Here is a 15,981-nt window from a genome sequence, read left to right as displayed (position 1 = left end):
GGGTGGCGGCTCCGCGTTCGGGTGGGCGGCGCAGGCAGCGCCGGGCCGCCGGGGTGTGGCGCGACGGCGGCAGCCAGGCCGCGGCGATCGCCACCGGCACGGCGGCCGGCGGCGCCACTGCCGCGGCCACCGCGATGGCCAGCGCGCGTGCCGCCACTTCGGCGAGCGCGTGCCGCAGTGACCGTTCGGGCGTGACGCCGCGCTCGCACCACAGCCGGAGCCGGTCGAACGACCAGGCGGTGGCCCATCCCATGAGCGGGCGCAGGACGAAGCGGTCGGCGATCCGGCCGGGGCGCCCCCAGCGCGGCTCGTAGTCGTAGCCGGTGAGGAAGCGGATGCCGTCACCGTCGGGGATGTAGCGCCAGTAGCCGCGGCCTTGCGCGATCGGTGAGAGGGGATGCGGGGAGGCGAAGCGGAGGGCCGAGGTGCGGGTGCCGTCGGGGCGCCGCTTCTCGCCCGCGGCGATGCCCGTTCCCGAGACGAGGAGACCCGGCAGGAGGCGGACTCCGTACCGGAACCGCTGTGGCTCCCCCTCCGCGCGGGCCAGGTGGTCGATGTGGGTGAAGCGCAGGTCCCAGCGCCGGTGGTGTGCCGGATCCTGGGTGCGGAGCCAGAGCAGGTCCAGGTCGGCTCGTACGCGTGCCTCCACGTAAAGCTGCATGCGACGTCCTCTCGCGGCCTCCGTTTTGAGCGACCGCTCAAGACTGCAGTGTACGATTTGAGCACGCGCTCAACAAGGGGCGCCCTGCGAGCGCATGACCTTTTCCGCTCGGTACGTGTCCCGATATGACTGCCTATTTCCACGGCCACGGCGGCCCCTGGCCGAGGGCACCCGCAACGACTGGGGCAACTGCGGCTGACAGCGCGGCGCGAACGGGTCGCGGCTCAGCCGGCAGCGGAGACGAGCCCGACCCGGTATGCGAGGACGACCGCCTGCACGCGGTCGCGCAGGCCGAGTTTCGTCAGGATCCGTGACACGTAGGTCTTCACGGTCTCGACGGTGATGACCAGCTCCGCGGCGATCTCCGCGTTCGACAGGCCGGCGGCGAGCTGTTCGAGCACCTCGAGCTCACGGGGGGTCAGCGCGCGTACGACCTCCTGCCTGGCCGGGTTGGCGGTGTCGGCGGGGCGGAGGCGGCCGGCGTAGTGGCCGATGAGGGTGCGGGTGACGGCGGGGGCCAGCAGGGAGTCGCCGCGGACGATCGTCCGCACGCCGTTGACCAGCTCCGCCGGCCTGGCGTCTTTGAGCAGGAAGCCGGCGGCCCCGGCCCTGAGCGCTTCGTAGACGTACTCGTCGACGTTGAACGTGGTGACGACCAGCACTTTGACCGGAGCGGCGACGCCGGGCCCGGCCAGCTGCCTGGTGGCCTCGATGCCGTCGAGGACGGGCATCCGGATGTCCATCACGACGATGTCCGGGCGCAGCCGCCGGGCCGCCTCCACCGCCGCGCGGCCGTCGGCGGCCTCCCCGACCACCTCCATGTCGGGCTGGGCGGAGAAGACGGTGACGTAGCCGGCCCGAACGAGTTCCTGGTCCTCGCAGATGAGCACCTTGATCGGGGTCTCGGTCATGCCTGGCTCCTGGCGGGGATGGAGGCGCGGACGCTGAACCCGCCGTCGGGCCCGCCCGCGGCGACCAGATCGCCTTCGAGCATGCGCAGCCTCTGGCGCAGCCCGTCCAGACCGCGCCCGCCCGAGGGCACGGCGGGTGCCGCGCCGGCGGGCCCGTCGCTGGTCACCTCGATGGCGATGCGATCGGGATCGTGGTGCACCGTGACCCGGGTGGGCCGTCCTGCCGCGTATTTCATCGCGTTGGTGAGCGCCTCCTGCACCACCCGGTAGGCGGCCAGCTCCACGTCCGCGGCCTGTGGCCGCGGCTCGCCGTGCTCGGCCAGCTCGACGGGCTGGCCGGACGCGCGGGCCTGCTCGACGAGGTCGCCGATCCCGCCCAGCGCCGGCGTGCGGTCGTCCGCGGCACCCGCCTCGCCGGTCGCCTCCAGCACGCCGAGCAGGTGCCGCAGCTCCGTGAGGGCCCGCCGCCCGGTGTCGCCGATGGTGGCGAGCCCGGCCTCGGCCCGATCGGGCGCCGCGCCGATCACGAACTGTGCCGCGTCGGCCTGGACCACCATGGCGGTCACATGATGCGTGACCACGTCGTGCAGCTCGCGGGCGATGCGGGCCCGCTCGGCGGCCTTGGCCACGTCCGCGGCGAGCCGCCGGCGCTCGGCCTCCTCCGCCTGGCGGCGGCGCATCCCTGCGCCGGCCATCCAGACCACCACCAGCGTCAGGTAGAACGCGGAGAAGTCCTGGACACGATTGGGCGATCCGAGGCCGTTCAGGACGGCCGCCAGCGTTGCATAGCCGGCGCTCGCCACGGCAGCGAGGCCGAGACGGAACCGGGCTTGGTGGGCTCCGGCCGCGTACACCGCCAGATAGAGCCCGATGCTGGCGAACGTCGGCGGGTAGGACAGCGCCTGGTGCACGGCGAAGGCGGTGCCGATGACCGCCAGACAGGCCGCGGGCCATCGGCGGCGCACGGCCAGCGGTGCGGACTGGGCCAGGGTCAGCGCCACGGCCAGCGCGTCTGCCGGGCGTCCGGGCAGGTCGCCGAGCTGCGCCGAGATGGCGGACAGAGTCGGTACGAACGCCAGCAGCGTGAGCAGCGCGGCGAGGGTGCCGTCCTTGGCGAACGGGGGACGAGCACGCCAGAGGTCCGGCCAGCGGCGGACGGCGCCCGGGACGTTCGCGGACATCCGGCAAGACTAGCGGCGGACGGCGCCCGAGACGATCGCCGACATCCGGCAAGACCAGCGGCGGACGACGCGCCCGGGCACCAGGGTGCCGCGCCGGCGGGCGGGGACGGGCATCCGCGCGGCGAGCGCCACGCTCACCACGCGGCCCGGTCCTCGGACGGCTCACGGCGGGTCGAGGACCTTCGTGAGCCTGGTCAGCGCCTCGGTGATCCGCTCCGGGGCGAGGCCGAGCACGGTGCGCTGGTAGCCGTACACCTCGGGGGCCAGGGGGGCGAGCAGGACGTCGACCAGCGCGTCCGGGCCGCGCGTGCCGGCGGCGGCCAGGAGGGCGCGCACGTGGGCGCGCCAGAAGCCGTACGCGCCGGTCTCGAAGCGGGAGCGGCCCACCTCCGAGCCGAGCACCAGGTGGGAGTGGTCCTCCAGCAGGTCCACCATGGCGGCGTAGAAGGCGGCCAGCCGCTCGGCGGGCGGCGCGCCCGGGCCCAGCGGCGGCTCGCCGCGCAGCAGGCGTTCTTGCAGGTCCCGCTCGTGCTCGTCGAGCAGGGCGACGGCGATCGAGGCCCGGTCCGGGTAGCGGCGATAGAGCGTGCCCCGGCCCACCCCGGCCTTCCTGGCGATGTCGTCCATCGTCACGTCCTCCGGGGACCGCTCCGCGAACAGCAGCGCGGCCGCCTCGAGGATCCGCGCTCGGTTGCGAGCGGCATCGGCTCTCTCCATGGGTCGATTGTATGTGGACACATCGTCCGCTTATACTCAACTGGACACTGTGTCCACATATCATCCGAGGAGAGATCATGCTGCTGCACCTGGACGCCAGCGCCCGCCGGGCGTCGTTCTCGCGGAGGCTTTCCCGCCGGTACGCCGAGACCTGGCGAGCGGCGCACCCCCAGGCCGCCTACGTCCACCGCGACCTGGCCGCGCACCCCGTGCCGCACATCGGCGAGGCGTGGACGGAGTTGTGCGACCACGTCCTGAGACACGAGATCACCGACATCACGCGCTATCGGGAGGCCGCCCGCACCCCCGCCCAGCGCCAGGCGTGGGCCGTCGTGGAGCCGCTGCTCGACGAGGTGGTCGCGGCCGAGGTCATCCTCATCGGCACGCCGATGTACAACTACTCGATCCCCTCGTCGCTGAAAGCCTGGCTCGACCAGATCACCTTTCCCAAGATGTCGCTCGAAGGCCGCTCCTTCGTGGTGACGAGCGCGCGCGGCGGCGCGTACGGCCCCGGCACGCCCCGCGAGCCGTACGACCACCAGGAGCGCTACCTGCGCGACTTCTTCAAGGGCCACTTCCGGGTCGAGGACGTCACGTTCATCCACGCGGAGCTGGTCAACGCCCGCCTCGACCCGGCGCTGGCGCACCTGCGCGAGCAGCACGAGAAGTCACTGGCCGCGGCGCTCGAGGAGGCGGCCCGATGAACTGGCTGATCCTGCTGCTGGCCGGGCTGATCGAGGTGGCCTGGTCACAGAGCATCAGGCCGACGCACAACTTCACCCGGCCGCTGCCCACCCTCATCTGCCTGATCCTGATGGCCGCCGCCGTCTGGCTCCTGTCCCAGGCCATGAACACGCTGCCCGTCGGCACCGCGTACGCCGTCTTCACCGGCATCGGCGCCGTGGGCGCGATCACCTTGGGCATCGTCGTCAACGACGACCCGGTGTCGGTGGGGAGGATGGCGGCGCTCGCCCTGATAGTGGGCGGGATAGTGTTGGCCAGGGTCACCACGTGAAGCCGGGGCAGGTGCTCGCCCCGGGCCCCGGAGCTGGTTGACTTGGGGCCGTCACAACGCGGTCGCTCCAAACGGGGGATTTCCATGCGCACTGTAGAACCCCAGGTCTTCGTCGTCGCCCGTCCGGCGCTCGACTACGACGAACTCGCCCGCTACCTGGCGGAGGTCGGCGGGGAGAGCTGGTTGGAGCGGCTGGACCGCGGCGACCTCGACGCCCAGAACCTCGCCGAGTTCGCCGGCCGGCTCTGCTACCGCTCCTTCGAACCGGGGCTCAACCCCAACGTGGTCCGGATCAGGAAAGACCAGGAAGACTACCTGCGAAACATCCTGGCCAGCGCGCACGGCTCGGTCCTCGAGCACATGAACTTCAGCTTCGTGCTGCACAACGTGAGCCGCGTCCTCACCCATGAGCTGGTCAGGCATCGTCCCGGCGTGGCGATCTCCCAGGAGTCGCTGCGGTTCGTGCGCCTGGACGAGCTGCCGTTCTGGTTCCCGGAATGGGCGCGCGAAGACGACGAGCTGATGAAGCGGGCCACAGCCGTCCTGGAGCAGCTCGAGCAGTTCCAGCGGTGGATGTCCGGCCACTTCGGGCTCGACGAGGAGGGCGTGCCGTTCTCGGAGAAGAAGCACCGCACGTCGTTCATGCGCAGGTTCGCCCCCGAAGGCCTGGCGACCGGGCTGGTGTGGACCGCCAACGTGCGCACGCTGCGGCACACGATCGAGGCCCGCACCGCCGTCGGCGCGGAGGAGGAGATCCGCCTGCTGTTCCAGCGCATCGGTGAGCTCATGCGCGAGGAGGCGCCCGCCCTCTTCGGCGACTACGTGGTGGAGGACGGAGCCTGGGTGCCGGGCTGGCGCAAGGTCTGACCCGGCGAGGGCCGCGGAGACTCCACCGCGGGCCGCTCGGCCTCGCCTCGGTCGCCCGCGAGCAGCCCGACCTGGTCGTGCTGGACGTGATGCTGCCCGGGCTGGACGGGTTCGAGCTCCTGCGCCGGATCCGGGCGACCAGCCAGGTGCCGGTGATCCTGCTCACCGCCCGGACGGAGGAGGTCGACCGGATCATCGGCTTCACCGCGGGCAGCGACGACTACGGCACCAAGCCGTTCAGCGCCCGCGAACTCGCGCTGCGGGCGCGGGCCATCCTGCGCCGCGCCGAGGTGCCCGACCAGGCCGCCGCGGACCGGACCCTGCGCTTCGACGGCCTGCTCATCGACCCTGACACGCGTACGGTCACCGTCGATGCCGACCGCACACCGGAGTTGTCCGCGCTCGACTTCGATCTGCTGGTGGCGCTGGCCCAGGTCCCGGGCCGAGTGTTCACCCGCCGCGGGCTCATCGAGCACGTGTGGGGCAACGACTTCTTCGGCGACGAACGCGTGGTGGACGTCCACATCCGCACGCTGCGGCGCGCGCTCGGCGACGACGCGAGCACCCCCCGGTTCGTGGGCACGGTGCGCGCCATCGGCTACCGCTTCCTCGCCCGACCCGCCGGATGACTCCAGGAGAACCCGCGCGCGCTGGCGACGCTGGTGGTCGCGGTCCGCCGGCCGGGCATGGCCGCTCTGGTGCCCGCCTCGGGCGCGGTGGCGGCGCTGGCCGTGGCGGTGACGGCGGTGACGCTGTCGTGGAGCGCGCCGCCGCTTCCGCCGCCGGGCTCCGTGCTGGACCCGACCGCCGCCGGCATCGCCGACCCGTACGGCGCCGCGCGCCTGGCCCCGGTGGACGGCTCGCGCCCGCCGGTGAACCTGGCCGCGGAGACGCGTGACGGAGATCTGCGCCTGGCGCTGACCGACGGGTCGACCGGGCACCCCGTCGACGACCTGCTGGTCCACGACAGTGCGCTGATCCACCTGGTCGTCGTGTCCCCTGTCGGAAGGCTCTGGCATCTTCACCCGGTCCGCGTGGCGCCCGGCGACCACCGGGTGAAGTTCACCGCGCCGGAGCAGGGGCGCTACGCGGTCACAGCCGAGATCGCCCGGCGCGGCGGCGGCAGGCAGCAGCTCCGCACCACGATCACCCTTGAGGCCGCGGGCGGCACGGCGCCGGCCACGAAGGACTTCGGCGTGGAACGCCGCATCGCACCCGCCGGATCGCCCAGCACCATCACGGCGCGGTTCGGCACGCGGGACCAGCAGCCGTGGCTGGGCATGGCCGGTCACATGATCGTCGTCGGACCCGTCACCTCCGAGATCGCGGACGCGCCGATCTGGGCTCACGTGCACGCGATGGTGCCGGGCCGGCAGAACCGGCCGGACGAGAGCGTCGCCGCGTTCGGACCCGACGTACCGTTCACCTACACCTTTCCGCTGCCCGGCCGGTATCTCGTGTGGGTGCAGGCCGAACGCGGCTACGCGGTGCGGACCGCGCCCATGACCGTGGACATTCCCGAGCCAGGGAGGCCGGCACGATGAGCACGAGGAACATGTTCGCCCTCCTGGCGGCGGCCCTGGCGTTGATCGCGGCAGGCCTGCTGGTGATCCCGGCCTGGCTGGCCGGCGCCGGCGGCACCACGATGACGGCCTCCATCGCCGCGTACACCGTGCGGCTGTCCACCGACGGACCGCGCGAGGGCGCGATCGCCGGCATCGCCAGCCTCGTCGTGGTGCTGGCGACCACCATGGCGGAACGGCGTGGCCGCCCGGTGAACCCCGTCGTCGGCGGCGCCGCGGTCGGCGTGTTCGGCCGGGTATCACACCCTGATCAAGGACAAGCAGGTCCTCGCGAACGTCGTACGCGCGCACAAGGCAGGGGTGATCATGACCGGCGTCTGCAGCGGAGTCACGTTGCTCTCGGCCGCGGGCCCGACCCGGGGCCGCCCGTGCACGACCCACAGCGCCTCCAAGGCCGAACTCGCCGCACAGGGCGGGAAGGTCATCAACGCCCGCGTCGTCGACGACGGCGACCTCATCACGTCCGGCGGGATCACCTCCGGTCTCGATCTAGGGCTCTGGCTGGTCACCCGCGAATTGGGCGCCGACATCAGCATCCAGGTCGAAGCCGCGATGGAGTACGAACAGCGCGGTGTGGTCTGGCGGCGCCCCTGACAGTACGGGTCGTCGCGATGGTCGTCGATCGCGGCGCGTACGAGAACGCGGATCCCGGTCTCACCCGGCGGCGTGTGCCACCGGTTGCCTGAGCATCGTCCTGGGCCGAGGATCGGTGAAATCGGTCAGGTAGATCTCGTGGTGCAGCCCGTTGGGCACCAGACCGTGCTCGGCCATGAACGCCTCCATCACGTCGAGGGACGCCTTCTCCTCGCTGTAGGGCCCCTCGTGGAGCAACTCCACGCACTCGCCTTCGGTGAAGGTGACGACCTGCACGCGGTCGACGGCCGCACCGGACGCGCGTGCCCGCTCGCGCGCCGCCTCGGCCGTCCCCGGCTCGGGTACGTCAGGCAGCGGCAGCAGCAGGTGCCACCGCCACTGATCGCGCGGCACCTCCAGCGGCGGCCGGGAGGTGTCCTCCACCCACCAACGTCCCTCCAGCGGCCCCGCGAGGCCGCCCATGGCGGCGGCCACGGCGTACAGGGCGCCGATGGCCGAGACGTGCTCGGCACCGCCGGGCTCTCCCACGCCGGTGACGTTCAGGCAGGTGACAGGGCCGCGGTGGACCACCTTCGGTGTCACAGCTCCTCCAGAGGGATCATCAGGTGGGTGATCAGCCGATCGGGCGGGGTGGTCGCCGGGTCGGACACGTACACCTCGCGGATCGGGCCGCGGACGGGGCAGAGCCGCTCGGCGCACCAGGACAGCAGCGCGTACGCGGTCAGCCCGATCTGGTCGTAGGGGCCGACGTGCGTGGCGCGGGCGAACCGGCCGCCTGGCAGCACGTCGAGCTCCGCCCCCGCCACCCGCTCCTCGCTGACCAGGGCGACGGTGACGGTGACAGGCTCGCCGAAGTCGAGCGGGAACAGGCCGATGAGCTCGGGAGCGGCGTCCGACGGCCCGGCCCGCAGCAGGCCGGCGATGGCGGCCGAGGTGGCCGCGCCGATGTCCGACGGATCCGCCGCCGTCGTCGTGACCACCGCCACGCGCCGCGCCGGTTCCGTGACCACCGTGACAGGGGCGGACGGCAGGCCCTCCGCCATGACGCGCTCCAGGGCGGAGAGCGTCGATCGGCGCCTGGCCAGCTCGGCCTCCAGCCGCTCGTGCACCTCCTCCAGGACGCCGGACGTGCCGGACAGCACCTGCGCGATGACGGCGAGCGGGACGTCGAGCGAGCGCAGCAGCCCGATCGACAGCGCGTCGCGCGCCTGCTCGTGCCGGAAGTAGCGATAGCCGGTGCGCTCGTCCACGTACGCGGGCACGAGCAGGCCGAGCTGGGCGTAGTGCCGCAGCTGTTTGACGCTCAGCCGGCTGAGCCTGGCGAACTGCCCGATCGGCAGCAGTTCCTCGTCCATGCCCCCAGCATGGCGTCTCCCCCTGTGGGAGGGTCCACCCGGGCGTGGCGGGTGGTCGACCGGCGGTTCCTGCGCCGGCGCGGCGGCGCAGGAACGGCCGGTGCGGTGGTCAGCCGGCGGTTCCGGGGGCGGGTACGGCGTGTTCGGCGGCGCGGCTGACCTGCTCCCAGGCGGCCCAGGTCTCCATCCGCCGCCGGGAGATGTCGAAGGCCAGGTCGTAGACCATGCTGCCGAGCAGCAGCCGCAGCGGCGGGTCCGCGCTGTCGACCAGCTCCAGCAGCGCCTCGGCGGCCAGCCGCGGCTCGCTGTCGATCGATCCCTCGGCCCACTGCTTCTCCTGCTCGGCGCGCAGCGGGCCGTACTCCGGCGCGGGCGACGTCGTCGTCATGCTGGTGTAGAGGTCGGTCCAGTAGCCGCCGGGCTGGACGATGCTGAGCTTGACGCCGAACGGCGCGGCCTCCATCGCCAGCGCCTCGCTCATGCCCTCCAGCGCGAACTTGCTGGCGCTGTACATCCCCGTGCTGGGGAAGCCGCCCAGGCCGCCGATGCTGGAGATCTGCACGATGTGACCTGATGCCTGGGCACGCAGGTGCGGCAGGACGGCCTGGCAGACCCACATCGCCCCGAAGAGATTGACCTCCAGCTGGGCGCGCGCCTCGGCCTCGGTGAACTCCTCGATCATGCCCGAGGACATGGTCCCGGCGTTGTTCACCACGATGTCGAGCCGGCCGAAGTGCTCGACGGCGGTGTCGACGGCGGCGAACACCGCGTCGCGGTCGGTCACGTCCAGGGGCAGGGCGAGGAGCCGGTCTCCGTACCGTTCGTCGAAGTCCTGCCGCGCGACGGTCCGGGCGGCGGCGGCCACTCGATCGCCGCGCTCCAGCGCGGCGAGGGCGAACGCACGGCCCAGGCCGCGACTGGCTCCCGTGATGAACCAGGTGCGGGAAGGGACGGTTTCCGGGGTGCGCATGGGCGGAACTCCGATCGGTTGCGTTCTCCGATTACGAGACGGTCCGTCTCGTCTCGATGAGTGACGGTACCGGCTCCCCTCCCCTGCGTCAAGACGGACCGTCTCGTCTCGATTTTGTTAGGTTGGCGGCATGACGACACAGCGCAAGCCGCCCTCCAACGCGACCCGCCGGAACGAGGCCTCCCGGCGAGCCATCCTCGCCGCCGCCTTCGAGCTGGTGCAGGAGGTGGGATACGCCAAGCTGAGCATCGAGGGCATCGCCGCGCGGGCCGGTGTCGGCAAGCAGACGATCTACCGCTGGTGGCCTTCCAAGGGGGCGGTGCTCTTCGACGCCTTCCTCATGCTCAGCGAGCAGCCGGACGGCGGAGAAAGCGCCCTGCCCGACACCGGCGATCTGGAGGCGGACCTGAAGGCGGTGCTCCGGGCCACGGTCGAAGAGCTCAACGATCCGCGCTACGACGAGCCGATGCGCGCTCTGAACACGGAGATCACGCACGATCCCGCGCTCGCCGCCCTCTACGCGGAACGACTGGACGGCCCCATGAGAGAGCTGAAGAAGGGGCGGCTGCGCAGCGCCCAGCGGGCCGGGCAGCTGGCCGAGGACCTCGATCTCGACGTGGCCGTCGACATGATCTGGGGGCCGCTGCTCAACCGTTGGCTCCAGCGCGCCGGAGGGCTCACCCCCGGCTATGCCGACAGCGTCGTCGAGACCGCGCTCAACGGCCTGCGCCCGCGTCGCTGAGGAGTACGCCGCCGGGATGTCCGGAGCGGACGGGCCCGGTCAGCGCGGTGGAGGCCGTCGTTGGTGCCGTGACACGTCAGGATGTTGATCTCGTGACACGTCAGGATAGGGTCGGCGGCGCGTCAACGACACCAGCGGGACGACCGAGGCGAGCCGATGACCAGCAGCGCGAACGAGTCCCCGCCGGGGGTCGAGGGCCGGTTGCTGGTGCCCGCGTTGATGTTCATCGCCCTGGTCGTCGCCGTGGTGGGCAGCCTGGGGGCGCCGCTGATCACCGCTGTGGCGGGTGAGTTCGGCGTCTCGCTGGCCGCCGCGCAGTGGACGCTCACCGCCCCGCTCCTGGTGGGGGCGGTCGCCACCCCCGTGCTCGGGCGTCTTGGCGCCGGGCCGCGCAGGCGCCGGGTTGTCCTCCTCACCCTCGCCGTGGTGGTGGCCGGCAGCCTGCTGACCGTGGTGCCGCCCTCGTTCGGCTGGCTGCTGGCCGGGCGGGTCGCCCAGGGCGCCGGTCTGGGCCTGCCCGCGTTGATGATGGGCGTGGCCCGCGACCACCTGCCGCGGCAGCGCTCCGGTGCGGCGATCGCGCTGCTGTCGGTGGCGTCCATCGTCGGCATCGGCATCGGCTATCCGCTGGCCGGGCTCCTCACCTCCGTCTCAGGGCTCCGGATGGCGTACGGGCTCGGCCTGCTGATCACCGCGACCGCGCTGGCCGCGGCCTGGTGGGCGGTGCCGCAGCCGCCTCCGGGCCGGTCGGCGGCCGTCGACGTGCCCGGGGCCGCGCTCCTCAGCGCCGGTCTCGTCGCCCTGTCCCTGTCGATCAGCCAGACCAGCCTGTGGACCGGGTACCCGGCGCTCGCCGCCGCGCTGCCGGCCGCCTCTGCCGTGCTGCTCACCGCCTGGGTGCGCCGCGAACGCCGGTGCGCCGCCCCGCTGGTGGACCTCTCCCTGCTGCGGCACCCCGCGGTGGCCGGGGCCAACGTGATCATGCTTCTCGGCGGGGTCGGCATGTACCTGCTGCTGTCCCTGGTCACCCGCTACGTGCAGACGCCCGAGCCGGCCGGGTACGGCTTCGGCGTGGACGTCTTCGTCGCCGGCCTGGTGCTCGTGCCGTTCTCGGCGCTGGGCTTCGCGGGCGGCAAACTGGTGCCCTGGTTGCGCGGGCGGGTCCCGGTCATGACGGTCCTGGCCGGCGGTGGCGGCGTGGTCCTGGCGGCGCTCGTGGTGTTCGCGCTGGCCCGCGGCCAGCTGTGGCTGGCGTTCGCCGTGATGGGCCTGCTCGGGCTGGGCGTCGGCGTCTTCTCCGCCGCGATGGCGGGCACCATCCTGGCCGCCGTCCCGCCGGAGGAGACCTCCAGCGCGATGGGCGTCAACCAGGTCGTGCGCAGCGTCGGCTTCTCCCTCGGCAGCGCGCTCGCCGGGCTGGTGCTGGCCGCCCACACCGGCGCCGGCGCCACCTTCCCCACCGAGACCGGCTACACCACCGCCGCCTGGGCGGGGACGGCCGCGACGGCGACGGCGATGCTGATCAGCCTGGTGCTACGGCGTGCCGCCAGGGCCCGCCCGACCTGACGACGGCCTGCCGGCGCCCGGATGGTCCTCGGCGGCGACGAGGGCCAGCAGGCCGGGGAACACCTTCTCGACCTCGTCGCGGCGTAGCGCGTTCATGCGGGAGGTGCCGACGTAGTACTGGCGGATGAGGCCCGCCTCGCGCAGCACGTTGAAGTGGTGGGTGGCGGTGGACTTGCTGACCGGCAGGTCGATCACGCCGCACCTGAGGGCCTCGTCGGCCGCGTGCAACTCGCGCACGATCTGGCGGCGCACCGGGTCGACGAGGGCCTCGAGCACCTGCTGCAGGTGGACCCCGGCGATGTCGGGATGTGGCGGCACGCGGTCCTGCCCGCCTTGTCGTCCTGTGACCATGTCCTTATAGTACGATGCTCATCGAAGTTTGACAGACATCGAACTTTTGGCTTGAGTGTGAGCCTGCACGAGACGAGGAGATGGCGAAATGGCCAGGACGGTGCGGTTTCACGAGCTCGGCGGCCCGGAGGTGCTGCGGCTCGAAGACGTGGAGGTCGGCGCGCCCGGCCCTGACGAACTGCTGGTCCGGGTGGAGGCGATCGGCCTCAACCGGGCCGAGGCGCTGTTCCGCGACGGCACCTACATCGAGCCGGTACGGCAGTTCCCCGCACGACTCGGCACCGAAGCCGCCGGCGTGGTCGAGGGCATCGGCGCTGGAGTGACGGGCTTCGCGGCCGGTGACGCGATCAGCGTGCTGCCCGCGTTCTCGATGAACGACTACGGCGTGTACGCCGAACGCGCCGTGGTCCCCGCGTCGGCGGTGCTGCACCGCCCCGAAGGGCTCGATCCGGTCAAGGGAGCGGCGGTCTGGATGCCGTACCTGACCGCCTATGGAGCGCTGGTGGACGTCAGCGGGCTGCGTGCCGGGGACACGGTGTTGATCACCGCCGCCTCCAGCAGCGTGGGGCTGGCCGCGATCCAGATGGCCAACCGCGTGGGGGCGACGCCGATCGCCGCCACCCGCACAGGCGCCAAGAAGGACGCGCTGATCAAGGCCGGCGCGACCGAGGTCATCGTGACCGGCGAGGAGGATGTGGTCGAGCGCGTGCGCGACCTGACGGCGGGCCAGGGCGTCGAGGTCGCCTTCGACGCCGTCGCCGGACCTGGGGTGACGGACCTGGCCAGGATCGTCGCGCCCGGCGGCACGCTGCTGCTGTACGGGCTGTTGAGCGGCGAGCCGACGCCCTACCCGGCGTTCGACCTCGGCATGCCCGCGCTGAACATGCGCACCTACGTCGTCGTCCGGGAGACGACCGCCGACCCCGAGACCCTGCGCCGGGCTGCGGCGTTCGTCACCTCGGGCCTGCGCACCGGCGCGTTCGAGCCCGTCGTGGACCGGGTTTTCGGCCTGGAGGAGATCGTGGAGGCACACCGCTACATGGAGGCGGGAAACCAGATCGGCAAGATCGTCGTCACGGTCGACCGCTGAAAGCGGGATCACGTCGGCACCGCCATACTGAACCCAGTGCCCGCTCGGACGGAGGCGTCATGCTGAGGAAGCGGAAGAAGGCCACCCTTCATCAACCCCTGGAGCGCCTGCTGACGGCCCGTGCGCGGCGCGTCCTCGACCTGGCCGAGCAGGAGGCGAGGGCCCAGGGCCATGACCGTGTCACCGGCGATCACCTGTTGGCAGGTCTGGCCCGCCTGGACGAGGGCGTGGCCGTCACAACGCTCAACAGCCTCGGCGTCGACCTCGGCGGAACGCGCTCCTGGGCCGCGAACGCGGACATCGGCCGTCTCACGGAGCTGGCCCGCCGTGAGGCGGCCGAGCTCGGGCACCGGTACGTCGGCACCGAGCATTTCCTGCTCGGCCTCCTCCACGACGACGGGGCTGAGGCTCTTGGCGTCGGCCTGCACCAGACCCGCGACCAGGTCGTCAGGGTCCTCCACGGCGACGACCGCTGAAAGCGCGTCACGGTGTGGAGGACGGGCCGGGCACCGGAGGCGGGGAGCCGGCGGCGGGCACTCCGTTCGTGACCCGCAGGAACTCCAGCTTCTCCGCGTCGGCGGAGCCCGCGGCCACCGTGTAGACGACGAGCCGGACGTCGCAGCCCGGGACGGTGAGCACATCGCAGTCGCACGTCACGTCGCCGACCTGGGGGTGGACGATGGTCTTGCGGGCTGAGACGTGCCGGCCGACCGCTCCCTCGTCCCACAGCCGGGTGAACTCCGCGCTGCCGGAGCGCAGGTCCGCGACAAGGGCGATCAGTCCGCGGTCGCGGGGGTGGTCGACGAGAGCCGTGCGGAGGTCGGCGACGAGGGCGCGGTTGAGGGCGTCGCCGTCGTGGAGCACGGGCCAGGCGGCGAGCCCGCTGGGCCCGGTGGCGAAGACCGCCCGCACCAGGTTCCGCTCGGCCCGCGTCCGCGCGCTGGGGTCGCCCAGGAGCGCCGCCCATGCGGGGGTCCAGGACAGCAAGGTCCAGTCGGCGCTGAACACGCCCACGGGGAACTCCCCGAGGCGAGCCAGCATCCGTTGCACCCCCGCAGGAACGTGCGTGGAGATCGTCCCCTCGCGCGGCGGGAGGAGCCCGGCCAGCCGGTACGCGTGATCGCGCTCCACGGGATCCAGCTGCAGTGCCCTGGCCAGGCCGGCGACGACCTGCGCGGAAGGGCTCGTGGCGCGCCCTTGCTCCAGGCGTACCACGTAGTCGACCGACAACCCTGCGAGCTCGGCGAGTTCCTCGCGCCGCAACCCCGCCGCCCGTCGGCCGCGCAACGCCGTCCGCCCGATGTCGACGGGAGAGAGCCGGTCGCGCCAGCGGCGCAACGCCTTGCCAAGGGTCTCGTCCACCCGTCCATCATGCCCGCAGATGTGCTGTTCTGCCTGGTACTGGCCGTCCCACCGTCGCGGAGGGCACTGGTTCGGCTCCCGTCACCGGGCAGAGAGTGAGGGCATGACCACAACATTCATCACGGGAGCCAACAGGTCCCTCGGATACGAGACCGCTCGCCGGCTGATCGAGGCCGGCCACACCGTCCTCATCGGCGCTCGCGACGCGGGGCTCGGCCAGGCGGCGGCCGACGCGCTCGGCGCTCGTTCCGTCCAGATCGACGTGACCGACGACGCGTCGGTGGCCGCGGCCGCGGCCGATGTCGAAGCTCGCGAGGGATTCATCGACGTCCTCGTCAACAACGCGGGGATCCACGGGACGCACAGCCCCGCCGACCAGATCACGGCCGCCGACGCCAGGGAGGTGTTCGAGGTCAACGTCGTGGGGATCGTCCGGGTGACGCACGCCTTCCTGCCGCTGCTGCGCAGGTCCGCCAACCCGGTCATCGTCAACGTGTCGAGCGGCATGGGGTCGTTCGCCGTGACCCACGACGCCGGGCGCGTCGAGTCGACGGTCGTCACGCCGCTCTACACGTCGTCGAAGGCGGCCGTGACCATGCTGACCACGCAGTTCGCGAAGGCCTGGACGGACGTGAAGGTGAACGCGGCCGATCCGGGCTATACGGCGACCGACTTCAACGGGCACAGCGGCCCGCAGACCGTGACGGAGGGGACCGACGCGATCGTCGAACTCGCCACCATCGGAGCGGACGGGCCGACCGGGGCCTTCCGTGACCGTCACGGTGCGATGGCCTGGTGATGCGCCGGTGAGCTCCGGCCGCGCCGGCCATGCGCAGGAGCCGTCAGGCGGCCCCGGCGCCTAGTTCGATGATCCGGTCGAGCCAGTCGCCCAGCAGCAGGCTCTCGGAACGGCTGAGCACCGTCAGGTCCCCGAGGGCGGCCTTCAGGGTGATGGCGCCGGCCACGACATCGTCGCCGGCCCGCGCGGGGGCGGCTTCCTCATCGTGCCCGGGCTC

Annotated in this window: 21 protein-coding genes; 11 read left to right on the top strand and 10 right to left on the bottom strand. The window is 72.4% G+C overall.

The window, feature by feature from the left end; all coding sequences use genetic code 11:
* From E1292_RS43955 to E1292_RS43940, 5 genes are all read right to left on the bottom strand, one after another.
* Positions 1–661 (bottom strand): hypothetical protein (locus E1292_RS43955; RefSeq protein WP_132605591.1); only part of this gene is annotated, 661 nt, incomplete at its 3' end.
* A gap of 224 nt (positions 662–885) precedes the next feature.
* A complete protein-coding gene (locus E1292_RS43950; protein WP_132605589.1) occupies positions 886–1,572 on the bottom strand; it encodes a response regulator in 687 nt (228 codons plus the stop codon).
* Positions 1,569–2,753 (bottom strand): sensor histidine kinase, encoded by a 1,185-nt coding sequence (locus E1292_RS43945; protein ID WP_132605587.1) that lies wholly within the window; start codon positions 2,751–2,753, stop codon positions 1,569–1,571. The genes E1292_RS43950 and E1292_RS43945 overlap by 4 nt, the downstream gene beginning before the upstream one ends.
* Positions 2,754–2,762: 9 nt before the next feature.
* Complete coding sequence (locus E1292_RS55290; RefSeq protein WP_281284143.1) at positions 2,763–2,894, bottom strand: hypothetical protein; 132 nt, start codon at positions 2,892–2,894, stop codon at positions 2,763–2,765.
* A 21-nt stretch (positions 2,895–2,915) separates the two neighbouring features.
* Complete coding sequence (locus E1292_RS43940; protein WP_132605585.1) at positions 2,916–3,470, bottom strand: TetR/AcrR family transcriptional regulator; 555 nt, start codon at positions 3,468–3,470, stop codon at positions 2,916–2,918.
* A gap of 77 nt (positions 3,471–3,547) precedes the next feature.
* Here E1292_RS43940 and E1292_RS43935 point away from each other — a divergent pair, with 77 nt between their 5' ends.
* The 6 genes from E1292_RS43935 (at position 3,548) to E1292_RS43910 (ending at position 7,529) form a co-directional block, all read left to right on the top strand.
* A complete protein-coding gene (locus E1292_RS43935) occupies positions 3,548–4,174 on the top strand; it encodes an FMN-dependent NADH-azoreductase (RefSeq protein WP_132605583.1) in 627 nt (208 codons plus the stop codon).
* The gene (locus E1292_RS43930; RefSeq protein WP_132605581.1) at positions 4,171–4,485 is read left to right on the top strand and encodes a DMT family transporter; all 315 of its coding nucleotides are present in this window, start codon (positions 4,171–4,173) and stop codon (positions 4,483–4,485) included. Before E1292_RS43935 ends, E1292_RS43930 begins: the two co-directional genes overlap by 4 nt.
* 84 nt (positions 4,486–4,569) lie before the next feature.
* A complete protein-coding gene (gene thyX, locus E1292_RS43925; RefSeq protein ID WP_132605579.1) occupies positions 4,570–5,352 on the top strand; it encodes an FAD-dependent thymidylate synthase in 783 nt (260 codons plus the stop codon).
* A complete protein-coding gene (locus E1292_RS43920) occupies positions 5,325–5,981 on the top strand; it encodes a winged helix-turn-helix domain-containing protein (protein WP_342775773.1) in 657 nt (218 codons plus the stop codon). The genes thyX and E1292_RS43920 overlap by 28 nt, the downstream gene beginning before the upstream one ends.
* A gap of 33 nt (positions 5,982–6,014) precedes the next feature.
* Positions 6,015–6,896, top strand: a complete 882-nt coding sequence (locus tag E1292_RS43915; RefSeq protein WP_132605577.1) for a DUF8832 domain-containing protein — start codon at positions 6,015–6,017, stop codon at positions 6,894–6,896.
* A gap of 285 nt (positions 6,897–7,181) precedes the next feature.
* On the top strand, positions 7,182–7,529 hold the full coding sequence (locus tag E1292_RS43910; RefSeq protein WP_165975050.1) for a DJ-1/PfpI family protein: 348 nt from the start codon (positions 7,182–7,184) through the stop codon (positions 7,527–7,529).
* Positions 7,530–7,589: 60 nt separating this feature from the next.
* On the opposite strand, the gene E1292_RS43905 is transcribed toward E1292_RS43910, so the two are convergent.
* From E1292_RS43905 to E1292_RS43895, 3 genes are all read right to left on the bottom strand, one after another.
* Positions 7,590–8,111: a GyrI-like domain-containing protein gene (locus E1292_RS43905; protein ID WP_132605569.1), complete on the bottom strand. Its 522-nt coding sequence runs from the start codon at positions 8,109–8,111 to the stop codon at positions 7,590–7,592.
* On the bottom strand, positions 8,108–8,884 hold the full coding sequence (locus tag E1292_RS43900) for a MerR family transcriptional regulator (RefSeq protein WP_132605567.1): 777 nt from the start codon (positions 8,882–8,884) through the stop codon (positions 8,108–8,110). Before E1292_RS43900 ends, E1292_RS43905 begins: the two co-directional genes overlap by 4 nt.
* A gap of 109 nt (positions 8,885–8,993) precedes the next feature.
* Positions 8,994–9,854, bottom strand: a complete 861-nt coding sequence (locus E1292_RS43895; RefSeq protein ID WP_132605565.1) for an SDR family oxidoreductase — start codon at positions 9,852–9,854, stop codon at positions 8,994–8,996.
* Positions 9,855–9,984: 130 nt separating this feature from the next.
* On the opposite strand from E1292_RS43895, the gene E1292_RS43890 reads away from it, so the two are divergent.
* Complete coding sequence (locus E1292_RS43890) at positions 9,985–10,596, top strand: TetR/AcrR family transcriptional regulator (protein ID WP_132605563.1); 612 nt, start codon at positions 9,985–9,987, stop codon at positions 10,594–10,596.
* 156 nt (positions 10,597–10,752) lie between these two features.
* Complete coding sequence (locus tag E1292_RS43885; protein WP_132605561.1) at positions 10,753–12,162, top strand: MFS transporter; 1,410 nt, start codon at positions 10,753–10,755, stop codon at positions 12,160–12,162.
* Here E1292_RS43885 and E1292_RS43880 read toward each other — a convergent pair.
* Complete coding sequence (locus E1292_RS43880) at positions 12,130–12,513, bottom strand: ArsR/SmtB family transcription factor (protein ID WP_132605559.1); 384 nt, start codon at positions 12,511–12,513, stop codon at positions 12,130–12,132. The genes E1292_RS43885 and E1292_RS43880 overlap by 33 nt on opposite strands.
* A gap of 88 nt (positions 12,514–12,601) precedes the next feature.
* On the opposite strand from E1292_RS43880, the gene E1292_RS43875 reads away from it, so the two are divergent.
* Positions 12,602–13,603, top strand: a complete 1,002-nt coding sequence (locus tag E1292_RS43875) for a zinc-dependent alcohol dehydrogenase family protein (RefSeq protein WP_132605557.1) — start codon at positions 12,602–12,604, stop codon at positions 13,601–13,603.
* Between the two features lie 59 nt (positions 13,604–13,662).
* Entirely contained in the window at positions 13,663–14,079 is a 417-nt protein-coding gene (locus E1292_RS43870) for a Clp protease N-terminal domain-containing protein (RefSeq protein ID WP_132605555.1), read from the top strand.
* A gap of 7 nt (positions 14,080–14,086) precedes the next feature.
* On the opposite strand, the gene E1292_RS43865 is transcribed toward E1292_RS43870, so the two are convergent.
* A complete protein-coding gene (locus E1292_RS43865) occupies positions 14,087–14,965 on the bottom strand; it encodes a helix-turn-helix domain-containing protein (RefSeq protein WP_132605553.1) in 879 nt (292 codons plus the stop codon).
* 103 nt (positions 14,966–15,068) lie between these two features.
* Between E1292_RS43865 and E1292_RS43860 the strand changes: the two genes are divergently transcribed.
* A complete protein-coding gene (locus E1292_RS43860) occupies positions 15,069–15,764 on the top strand; it encodes an SDR family NAD(P)-dependent oxidoreductase (RefSeq protein ID WP_132605551.1) in 696 nt (231 codons plus the stop codon).
* Positions 15,765–15,981 lie beyond the last annotated feature (217 nt).

The organism is Nonomuraea deserti (assembly GCF_004348685.1).
GTDB lineage: Bacteria > Actinomycetota > Actinomycetes > Streptosporangiales > Streptosporangiaceae > Nonomuraea > Nonomuraea deserti.
Note: the sequence above shows the minus strand (reverse complement) of the source record. Positions and strands in the feature narration are given on the sequence as shown.